The sequence below is a fragment of the Streptomyces sp. genome (assembly GCF_035563135.1).
Taxonomy (GTDB): Bacteria; Actinomycetota; Actinomycetes; order Streptomycetales; family Streptomycetaceae; genus Streptomyces.
In genome coordinates, this window is the sequence record NZ_DATMVN010000623.1 from 1 (window position 1) to 11,026 (window position 11,026).

At 71.8% G+C, this 11,026-nt stretch carries 7 protein-coding genes; 3 read left to right on the plus strand and 4 right to left on the minus strand.

The features are described 5' to 3' along the window. The coding region (locus tag VN520_RS27750) for an endonuclease/exonuclease/phosphatase family protein (protein WP_325749695.1) at positions 1–1,782 on the plus strand (1,782 nt) is incomplete at its 5' end. Positions 1,783–2,048: 266 nt separating this feature from the next. Here the strand turns inward: VN520_RS27750 and VN520_RS27755 are convergent. Then, complete coding sequence (locus tag VN520_RS27755; protein WP_325749696.1) at positions 2,049–3,323, minus strand: beta-ketoacyl-[acyl-carrier-protein] synthase family protein; 1,275 nt, start codon at positions 3,321–3,323, stop codon at positions 2,049–2,051. Further along, positions 3,320–3,553, minus strand: a complete 234-nt coding sequence (locus VN520_RS27760) for an acyl carrier protein (RefSeq protein ID WP_325749697.1) — start codon at positions 3,551–3,553, stop codon at positions 3,320–3,322. The genes VN520_RS27755 and VN520_RS27760 overlap by 4 nt, the downstream gene beginning before the upstream one ends. A gap of 375 nt (positions 3,554–3,928) precedes the next feature. Between VN520_RS27760 and VN520_RS27765 the strand changes: the two genes are divergently transcribed. Both VN520_RS27765 and VN520_RS27770 read left to right on the plus strand, forming a co-directional pair. Continuing rightward, the gene (locus tag VN520_RS27765; protein ID WP_325749698.1) at positions 3,929–4,660 is read left to right on the plus strand and encodes a nitroreductase family protein; all 732 of its coding nucleotides are present in this window, start codon (positions 3,929–3,931) and stop codon (positions 4,658–4,660) included. 213 nt (positions 4,661–4,873) lie between these two features. Beyond that, complete coding sequence (locus VN520_RS27770) at positions 4,874–6,418, plus strand: N-acetylmuramoyl-L-alanine amidase (protein ID WP_325749699.1); 1,545 nt, start codon at positions 4,874–4,876, stop codon at positions 6,416–6,418. Between the two features lie 115 nt (positions 6,419–6,533). On the opposite strand, the gene VN520_RS27775 is transcribed toward VN520_RS27770, so the two are convergent. Both VN520_RS27775 and VN520_RS27780 read right to left on the minus strand, forming a co-directional pair. Continuing rightward, complete coding sequence (locus VN520_RS27775; RefSeq protein ID WP_325749701.1) at positions 6,534–10,184, minus strand: S8 family serine peptidase; 3,651 nt, start codon at positions 10,182–10,184, stop codon at positions 6,534–6,536. Positions 10,185–10,382: 198 nt separating this feature from the next. Further along, positions 10,383–11,026: XdhC family protein (locus tag VN520_RS27780; protein WP_325749700.1), on the minus strand; the 644-nt coding region annotated here is incomplete at its 5' end.

Sequence of the window (11,026 nt, forward strand, 5' to 3'; positions counted from 1 at the left end):
GAGACCTCCGGCGGCACCGGACCGGGCGAGCCCGGCGGCCCGACCGAGCCCGGCGCGGTGCGGGTGCACGACGTCCAGGGCCCGGCCCGGCTCTCCCCGCTCGCCGGGAAGCCGGTCACCGGAGTCCCCGGCGTGGTCACCGGTGTACGGAGCACGGGTTCACGCGGCTTCTGGATCCAGGACACCGCGCCGGACGACGACGCCCGCACGAGCGAGGGCCTGTTCGTCTACACCGGTTCCACGGCCCCCACCGTCGCCGTCGGCGACTCGGTGCTGGTCAGCGGCAAGGTCGCCGAGTACTACCCGGCTGCCGGCGCCCAGTCGCTCACCCAGATCACCGCCCCGCTGATCACCGTCCTCTCCTCGGGCAACGCCCTGCCGAAGGCGGTTGTCCTCGATGCCTCCTCGGTGCCGGACGCCTATGTGCCCACGGCCGGCGGCGGTTCGATCGAGGCGCTCGCCCTCGCCCCGGAGACGTACGCCCTGGATCTGTACGAGTCGCTGGAGGGCGCCCGCGTCACGATGGCCGACACACGGGTGACGGGCGCGACGACCGCGTACGACGAGGTCTGGGTCACGGTGAAGCCCCGGGAGAACCCGACCCGGCGCGGCGGCACCCTGTACGCCTCCTACGAGGACCAGAACACCGGCCGCCTCAAGGTGATGTCGCTGGACGCCGCGCAGCCCGTACCGGTCGCGGATGTGGGCGACGTGCTGGCCGGCTCCACCACGGGCGTCGTGGACTACGCGTCGTACGGCGGCTACAACGTGCAGGCCACCGAGCTGGGCCGGCTGAAGGACAACGGCCTCAAGCGCGAGGTGACACGCAAGCAGAAGCACAAGGAGCTCGCCGTCGCCACGTACAACGTGGAGAACCTCGACGCGGCCGACGCACAGGCCAAGTTCGACACGCTCGCCCACGGCGTGGCGGTCAGCCTCGCGTCACCGGACATCGTGTCCCTGGAGGAGATCCAGGACGACAACGGTGCGGTGAACGACGGCACCGTGGGTTCCGAGGCGACACTGGAGCGCTTCACGGACGCGATCGTCGCGGCGGGCGGCCCCCGGTACGCCTGGCGCTATGTGGCCCCCCAGGACGGCCGGGACGGCGGCGAGCCCGGCGGCAACATCCGTAACGTCTTCCTCTTCAACCCCGACCGGGTCGATTTCGTGGACCGCGCGGGCGGTGACGCCACCACCGCCGTGCAGGCGGTGAGGACGAAGAAGGGTGCCACGCTCTCCGTCTCGCCGGGCCGGATCAACCCCACGAGCACGGCGTGGGACAACAGCCGCAAGCCGCTGGCGGGCGAGTTCCGCTTCCGCGGCGAGAGCGTCTTCGTCATCGCCAACCACTTCGCGTCCAAGGGCGGCGACCAGTCGCTGCACGGCCGCTACCAGGAGCCGGTGCGCGGCTCGGAGACGCAGCGCGTACGTCAGGCGGCGGAGGTGAACACCTTCGTCACCTCGCTCCTGAAGGCGGACAAGTCGGCCCGGGTCGTCACACTGGGCGACCTGAACGACTTCGCCTTCTCCCCCACCATGAAGACGCTGACCAGCGGCAGGGTGCTCAGGCCACTGATCACGACACTGCCCGTGGGCGAGCAGTACAGCTACGTCTACGACGGCAACTCGCAGACCCTGGACCACATCCTGACCAGTCCCGCCGTCCGCCGCTTCGACTACGACGTGGTGCACATCAACGCCGAGTTCGCCGACCAGGCGAGCGACCACGACCCGCAGATCGTGCGCATCGACGTGAAGGGGAAGGGCCACCGGCACTGACACGTCCGGGTGGCGGCCCCGAGGGGGCCGCCACCTCGGCCGGGGAGCTCACCGCCGTGCGACGGGTGAACCGGGGCGTGGCGACGACGCGGGTGCGGGTTCCGCCGGGGCGGCGGCCCGGCCCGCGTCCGGTGCGGGAGCCACGCCGGGCCGGGCGGCCGGTCCGTGGAGAAGCGGGTCACGGGGCAGGATCCGACAGCCGTGACGCGGGCCGTCCACGGTCAGGGACCGGATGATCTCCTCGGACACGGTGCTCCTCGCTCCCGTCAGGCCCTGGTGAGCACGAGTGCCGCGTTGTGGCCGCCGAAGCCGAGCGAGGTCTTGACCGCGCAGTCGAACACGGCGTGCCGGGCTTCCTTGCTCACCACCTCGACGGGGACCGCGGGGTCGGGGGCGTCGAGGTTGGCGGTCGGCGGGACGAGCTGGTGCTGGAGCGCGAGGACGGTCAGGGCCGTTTCGATACCGCCTGCGGCACCGAGGGTGTGCCCGGTCATCGCTTTGGTCGAGGTGACGAGGAGGTGATCGCCGAGGACACGGCGCAGCATGACCGACTCGATGAGGTCGTTGGCGACGGTCGACGTCCCGTGGGCGTTGACATGGCCGACGTCGGCGGCGTCGATGCCCGCGTCGGTCAGGGCGGTGCGCAGCGCCCGTTCGATGCCGAGGCCGTCGGGGTCGGGGGCGACGGCGGAATGGGCGTCGCTGGAGGCCCCGTAGCCGGCGACCCGGGCGCGGACGACGGCGCCGCGGGCACGGGCGTGCTCGGGGCGTTCCATCACGACGAGGCCGGCGCCCTCGCCGACGACGAAGCCGTCGCGGTGCGAGTCGAAGGGGCGGCAGGCGGCCCGGGGGTCGTCACGGCGGGTGGAGACGGCCCGCATCTGGCAGGCGCTGGCGATCAGGAGCCGGGAGCGGACCGATTCGGCACCGCCGGCGACGACGATGTCGCAGGCCCCGGTGCGCAGCATCTGGTGGGCCGTGCCGATGGCCACGGTGCCCGACGAGCAGGCGGTGGACACGGCCTGGCTCGGCCCGTGCGCCCCCAGGTCCATGGCGACGCTGCTGGCGGCACCGTTGACGACGGTCAGCGGGGCGAGCTTCGGGGAGACACGCCGCGCGCCGCGTTCGGTGAGAACGGTGTGCTGCTCGTCGTAGAACGGCAGGCCGCCGTGGGCGGAGCCGATGACGACGGCGACCCGTCCGCTGTCCCAGACCGCGGGGTCGAGCCCGGCGTCCGCGACCGCCTCCCGGGCCGCGATCACGGCGAGCTGCGAGAAGCGGTCCATCAGCCGCTGCGCGGCCACTCCCAGGACGGCTTTCATGTCCGGAGCGTCGACGGTGTACATGAAGTCGCAGGGCAGCCCGTCGAGTTCCGGCAGGTGCGGCACCGAAGGGCCGGCGCCCGCCCCGCACACGCCGTGCCAGGTCCTCTCCGCTCCCACTCCGGCGGCGGTGACCAGGCCGATGCCGGTGACCGCGGCGCTGAACGGCTCGATGCCCGGCCGGGCGGGCCTTCGCGCGAACGGCCCCCGGCCCGTCACGCGCCGGCCTTGCTGCGCACGGCCGCCACCAGCCGGCCGACGGTGTCACGCGACGACAGGGCGACGTCCTCCAGGTCGACGTCCAGCCGGTCCTCGACGAGGAGCCGCAGTTCCTCCAGGGCGAGCGAGTCCAGCCGCAGCTCCCGGAGGGGCACCTCGGGCCGGATGGCCTCCGGATCGGTTCCGAACCTGGTGACGAGCAAGGCGCTGATCTCTTCCGAGGTGCTCATGGGGACGCTCCTTCGCTCTCGGTACGCGGTGACGCCGGCCGCGTGGGGGATGGCCATCAGGGACGCCGGCTGCTCGGGAGGGACCCTTTATACGCCTTCGCGGCCGCCGTCCCCGACCGCGTTCCCCCGTGCGGAGGGAGGGCGGCCAGGTGTGCGATTCCGCCGCGCCGCGGCGGCGGGTGACACGAGGAGCACGGGCGTACGGAGATGAGGGCGGGGTGACCGTGGCATTCCGGTGGCCCGGGTCCGGCGCCGCCGGCCTGCGCCGGGCCGAGAGGGACCGGGAGGGACCGGGAGGGACCGAGAGGGACCGAGAAGGACCGAGGCATCAGTGGGGCTCCCCGTGACGGACGTCGATCCGTACACTCCGCGATCATGACCTTCGAAACGGTGTACGCCGACGCTCCTGACCCCGACGGACCCGCCCTCTTCCCGACCATGTCCACCATGCGCGCCATGCGCCGCCTCAAGCCGGACCCCGTCCCGGACGAGACGATCGAGCAGCTGATCCAGGCCGCCGTCTGGGGGCCGAGCGGCGGCAACATGCAGTGCTACGAGTACGTGGTCGTCACCGACCGCGCGGTGATGGCCGGGCTGGCCCCGCTCTGGAAGCGGTGCGTGGACGCCTACCTCGCGACCACCGGCAAGCACGCGCCGAAGGGCATGGACGGTGCGGCGTACGGGCGGATGGTGGCGGCGATCGAGCACCAGCGCGACCACTTCGCGGACACCCCGGTACTGGTCATCCCCTGCTACAGGTTCCCGGAGCCGCAGTTCGACGAGGAGGGCCTGCGCGTCTACGCCGAGTCCCTCGGTCCGGCGGGCCTGGAGCACATGACGGACACACAGACCCGTTTCCAGGCCCTCGCGGAGGGTTCCTGCGTCTATCCCGGTGTGCAGAACATCCTTCTCGCGGCGCGGGCGCTGGGGCTCGCGGCCAACCTCACCATCTGGCACCTGATGCTGGAGCAGGAGTGGAAGAAGGCCCTCGGAATCCCCTCGGACACGCACACCTTCGCCGCCATTCCGGTGGGATGGCCGCAGGGCAACTTCGGGCCGGTGCGCCGCCGCCCGGTCGCCGATGTCGTCCACCGGGACCGCTGGTAGCCACATCTACGTGCTGTCACCCTCCGAAGGGGGTGACAGCACGCCCGACGACACCTTTCCGGCACCCAACTCCATTGGAGTGAAAGGGATTTGGACACCGGAGCAGGTCGTTGTCATGCCTTGGGCAGATAGATAGCCTGTGCGGGCCCAGCGGCCTCGGCCCACCCCAAGCGGTCCGGTGGCCTTCCTCTCCCCCACAGACCTGGAGCAGGTATGCCCCGACGCCCCGCCGGCCACACCCGAGGCCGTGCAGCCGTTCTGGCCTCTCTCACCGTCACCGCCCTCGTCGCCACCGGCCACCCGGCCACCGCCGTCCCCGCCGGCGAGGACTCCATGAACCGGGCCTTCGAACGGGCCGCCGGGAAGTTCGACGTACCGCGTGACCTGCTCGCCGCCGTCGGCTACGGCGAGACGCACCTCGACGGGCACGGCGGACGTCCCAGCCAGGACAACGGCTTCGGCGTGATGCACCTCGTCAGCAACCCGTCCAGCCACTCCCTGGAGAAGGCCGCCGCACTGACGGGCGAGTCCACGGCCGACCTGCGCGAGGACGACGGGACCAACATCCTGGGCGGCGCGGCCGTGCTGCGGAGCCACGCCGACGCACTGGGCCTGAGCAGGGCCGAGCGGGCGGACATCGATGCCTGGTATCCGGCCGTGGCCCGCTACGGCGGAGCCCAGGGCCCCGTCGCCGCCCTCTACGCGGACACCGTCTACACCTTCCTCGCGCAGGGGCTGCGGGCCACCGTCGCCGGGGGCGAACGGATCACGGTCACCTCACGCCCGGTGTCCCCGGAGAAGGGCCCCCTGGCGAAGGCCGACATCGCCGCCCCGAGCCCGGACTACCCTTCGGCGCTCTGGGTGGCCGCGAACTCGGGCAACTTCGCGACGGGCCGTACGGCGACGGTGGACAAGGTGGTCGTCCACGTCACACAGGGCTCCTACGCCGGGACCATCAGCTGGTTCCAGAACCCGTCGTCGAAGGTCAGCTCCCACTACGTGGTCCGTTCCTCGGACGGCCAGATCACCCAGATGGTGCGCGACAAGGACACCGCGTATCACGCCAGGAGCGCGAACGCCTCGTCGCTGGGCATCGAGCACGAGGGCTTCGTCGACGACCCGTCGTGGTTCACCGACACGATGTACCGCTCCTCGGCGGCCCTGACGAAGTACCTGTGCGACCGCTACGGCATCCCCAAGGACCGTGCGCACGTCATCGGGCACAGCGAGGCCCCCGGGAACGATCACACCGACCCGGGCGTCAACTGGAACTGGACCTACTACATGCAGCTCGTCGGCGGCTCCGGCAGCGGGGCCGACGGGCTGAGCTTCGGGTCGTACGCCACCCAGCAGCAGGGTTCGACGGGTCCGCAGGTGAAGGCCGTCCAGACGCTCCTCAACCAGCAGGGCTACGAGGCGGGTGCCGAGGACGGCGTCTTCGGCGCCACCACCGGGAGCGCCGTACGGGCGTTCCAGACCGCGCGCGGCCTCGACGCCGACGGCACGGTCGGCCCGAAGACCTGGACCGCGCTGCTCTCCGCCGGCACCACCCCGGTCCTCACCATGGGCGCCTCGGGCGACGCGGTGAAGCGGCTGCAGCGGGCGCTGACCGCGTCGCTGGGCAGAACCGTGGCCGCCGACGGAGCCTTCGGCACGAACACCGACAAGGCCGTCCGCGACTACCAGAGCTCACGGAGTCTGCAGGTCGACGGCAGCGTCGGCCCCGACACCTGGGCGGCGCTGCAGTCCGGCCGCTGATCCCCGGGCGGGGGCGCCGAGCCGGCGCCCCCGCCCGCCGAGTGCCGCCGCCCGGCGAGGTGGCCCCGCACCCCGCGCGGGATGCGGGGCCACCTCGACAGGGCTCTTCAGCGGGTCACTTCAGACCGAAGGCCCTGATGATCTCCTGGTCGACGGCCAGGCCGCCGGGCCCTTCGGCACGGGTCCTGAGCGACACGGAGCCGGCGTGCTCCGGCGTCCTGAACTCCGCGGTCCACTCCCCCGACGATCCCTTGCGCAGCTGCACCGCGCTCCAGGTCCTGCCCTCGTCGTAGCTCACCGACAGGGAGGCCCTGGTCGCCTTCACGGCGCCGTCCAGCCACGCCTGGGTGCCCGACTCGATGCCGACCTCGACCCGCTTGCCTGCCGTGACGTCACCCGCCAGGTCGGTGTCCACGTCGTAGGCCAGCTGGAGCAGCGGGATGCCGGCCTGCCGCGTGCCCTCGGGCAGAGCACCCGAGACGAAGCCCCACTCGGTGTGCGTCCGCGTCGAGGTCTTCCACGTGGCCTCGTCCCGCGCCGAGTCGACGACCAGTCGGTAGGGCATCTTCCCGGGCGACAGGTCCCAGGCGTAACCGGCCTGCCCCGCGCCCTTCTTGATCAGGGTGTCACCCTGGTAGAAGGCGTAGGACGTGGTGTCGTACACGCCGTGCGGCATCGATCCTGAATGGCCCTCGCCCGAGTCGGTCCAGGGCGTGATGTTGAACTGGATGTCGTTGTACGGGGCCGTGCGGAACGGGCCCCAGTGGGCGGTGCCGAGACGAGGGCCGGTCACCGGAGCGAACCACTCATCGCGGTAGGTCCTGCCGGCCTTGTAGTCCAGGTCCCCACTACGCATCTCGTGCGCGGTGTCGGAGGCATCGGCGGTCGGCACCGAGTGGTTCTCGTACCAGAAGGAGTCGCCGGGCAGCGGGTTGACCCACTCGGTACGGGTGCCCGGGAACTTCTCGTACTCCTGGAAGCCGATCCCCGGGCCGTAGTCCGGAATGTCGTAGCGGAATCCGCCGCCCAGTGTCTCCTTGTGGCCGTAGAAGGTGTTCTCCACCTTCGCCAGCTGACGGGTGGACGGGGCGAACGCCAGTGACCGGTCCGGGATGGCGCCGTCGTGGCGGTCGACCAGGTCGTAGAGGTACGAGGCGAACTTCTTCTGGTCGACCGAGAGCTTCTTGCCGCGCTGCGCCGCCCTGATCAGGGTCTCACCCGCGGTCTTCCGCACCGAGGCGACCGGGATGGCGGTCTGCTCGCCGGACGGCGCGTAGCTCTCCATGGCCACGCCACGGCCGTCGTTGACGACGAAGAGCGCCTTCGCGCCCGCCGCGCGTGCGTTGGCCAGCCGCTCGGCGGGCGGGACGGCGTCGCTGCGGTTGACGACGACGGCCTTGCCCCGGACGCTGCGGCCCTTGTAGTCGGCCGCGGCGCCGTTGCCGGCGAAGACACCGGTGAGCTTCTGCTCGCCGTCCTCGGCGACGACCGAGCCGTTCTGCACGGTGACCGGGACGTCGTGGCCGTCGGCCGTCAGGTCGATCAGCTCCTCACCCTGGCGCCAGCGGGTGAGGAAGCTGAAGCTGCCCTCGGTGACCTTCTTCGTCGGGCTCGCCCACAACTGGTCGTAGACCGGCGGGATCTGGAAGGCGTCTCGCTGGACCACACCCTCGGGGGAGGTGCGCGCCATGTCGTAGCGGAGCTGGCGGGTCTCGGTCTCCTCGGGGGTGTGCACGCTGACCTTGTGGGCCTTCGAGGCGTCGAGGGTGACGGTGGTGGGCTTGTCGAGGATCGTCTCGGGAGCCGCGAGGAAGGCGACGGCCCTCGAATCGGGGCGGTCGCCGTCGATGTCGACGGAGGCCCATGCGGTGTAGTTGCCCGGGGGCAGCCGCAGCGTGGTCTCGCCGGGGACCGGCGTCACGTTCAGCTGCGGGGCGCCGAGCTCACCGATGACGACCTGGCCGTCCATCGGCTTGCCTGCACGGTCGCGGAGACGGAGGGTCAGGTCGTAGAGTTCCCGCTCCTTGTCGAGTGCGAAACCGGTGTGCGCGACGGTCGTGCCGGCCGCGTCCTTGGCGATGACCCGGCCGGAGAACTGGGTGGCGTCCGGGACCTCTGAGGGATCCAGCGACAGCACCGCCTCGGCGGTGGAGCCGGCCGGCACGGTCAGCGTGGACGTGGAGAGCGTGTACGCCTCGGAGTCCGTGTCGGTGGCCAGGCTCAGGGTGACGTCCTGCGCCCCGGTGTTGCGGTAGGTGATCGTACGCTCGGCGACCGGGTCGGAAGCGGCGTGCGGCCAGTTGTACGACGCGACCTCGACGGAGCCGGTGGCCTCGATCGTCGTGTCGATCGCCGCCTTCACGTCGAGGCGGCCGACACCCTGCTCGTACGGCGTGTAACCGGACAGCTCCGCGGAGGAGCTCATCAGCGCGTCCTTGATGCGCGTGCCGGACCACTCCGGATGCCGCTGCTTCAGGATCGCGGCGGCTCCGGCCACGTGCGGGGTGGCCATGGACGTACCGTCCATGGACTGGTACATGCCCTTGATGCCGGGCACGGACTGGGACGCGGCCGCGTTGATGCCGACACCGGGGGCGGACAGGTCCGGCTTCAGGCCGTGGGACCGCACGAGCGGGCCCATGGAGGAGAAGCCGGCACGGTGGTCGCTCTTGTCGACGGCGGCGACGGTGAGCGCGCTCGCGGCGGAGCCGGGCGACCCGATGGTGCCCGCGCCGTACGCGTTGCCCGCGGCGATCACGAAGAGCGGGCCGCCGTCGGCGGAGAGTGTGTCGACGGCCTGTGCCATCGGGTCGGTGCCGTCGTCCGGGATGCTGGATCCGAGGCTCATGGAGACGACGTCGGCGCCTTCGGCCTTGGCCCACTCCATGGCCTCGATGATGCCGGAGTCGGCGCCGGAGCCCTCGTCGCTGAGGACCTTGCCGACGAGCAGGCCGGCGCCCGGGGCGACACCCTTGTTGGCGCCGTCCGAGGCCGCGCCCGAACCGGCGATGGTGGAGGCGACGTGTGTGCCGTGGCCGTGCTTGTCGTCGGTCTCCTCACCGGGCACGAAGCTCCTGGACTGCTTGATGCGGTCCTTGACGTCGGGGTGGGTCGCGTCGATGCCGGTGTCCAGGACGGCGACCGTGGTGCCCGTGCCGTCGAAGCCGGCGGCCCAGGCCTGCGGGGCGTTGACCTGCGGAACGGAGTCCTTGAGTACCGCCTCGGCCTTCCCGTCGAGCCACAGCTTGGCGATGCCGTCGGCCGGTGAACGGCTCTTGTCCGTGCGGGAGACGTCGCTCCAGAAGGCGCGGGCCTCGTCCTTGTCCGCCTCGAGTGCCGCGCCGTTCACCGATTCGAGCCGGCGGACCGTCTCGCTGCCGCGCGGGGCGGCGGGAAGGGAACGCGCCGTGCTCGCGGAGTAGGTGGCGATCAGCGGTATCCCGTCCGAACGCCGGTCGTCGTAGCCCATCTCGACCAGCGTCGAGATGTTGAAGAGCCGGCGGTCCAGCTTCCGGGCCGCGATGAGGGCGGTCGCCTCGTCGGGGATGACGAAGATGTCCTCCCCGGCCTGCTGCACGTGCACACCGCCCTCGGCGCCCTCGGGGCGGTCGACGGTGACGGTGTCCTGGTTGCCCGCGCCGTCCGAGTAGTGGACGACGTCACCGGTGAGCAGCGTGATGTCGTAGTCGCGGACCTCGGATCCATGGCGGTCCCCGGCGGCCGGCGGCTTCGGGGCAGCGGCGGCGGGACCCGCCGCGGGGAGCATGGCGCCGCTCACGAGGGCGACGGAGGTCGCGACGAGCAGAGCCCTGCGTCCCGCGCGAGCGGGTCTCGCCCGGCCGGAAACGGAGGAGAGGGAAAATGTCATGCAGTTGATCTACCGGTAAACACGGGGCTGCGGACGGCTTCACCCCTGGCGTGAAACCGCCGTGGCGGCAACCCGCCCGGCCGGTGGCGGTCCGGATCAGGCCACCGGGGCGGTCCGCGCGCCGTCCTCGTGGTGGATCGGGGTGTGGGCGCCCTTCAGCGGCAGGCCGGTGCCCCCGCGCCGGTCCGCGACGATCTCGGCGGCGATCGAGAGGGCGGTCTCCTCCGGGGTGCGGGCTCCGAGGTCCAGCCCGATCGGCGAGTGCAGCGCCGCCAGCCGGTCCTCGGTGACACCTGCCTCGCGGAGCCTCTCGTTGCGTTCCAGGTGGGTGCGGCGCGAGCCCATCGCGCCGACGTAGGCGACCGGCAGCCGCAGGGCCAGCTCCAGCAGCGGGACGTCGAACTTGGCGTCGTGGGTGAGGACGCAGAGCACCGTCCGCGTGTCCACATCGGTGGTGGCGAGATAGCGGTGCGGCCAGTCGACGACGATCTCGTCCGCGTCCGGGAAGCGGGCCGCCGTGGCGAAGACGGGGCGGGCGTCGCAGACGGTGACGCGGTAGCCGAGGAAGCGGCCGGCCCGCACCAGGGCGGCGGCGAAGTCGATGGCCCCGAAGACGATCATCCGGGGCGGTGGGACGCTCGATTCGACGAACAGGGTGAGGGGACTGCCGCAGCGGGAGCCCTCGGCGCCCACGACGACCTCTCCGGTACGGCCCGCGTCGAGCATCGCGCGGGCCTCGG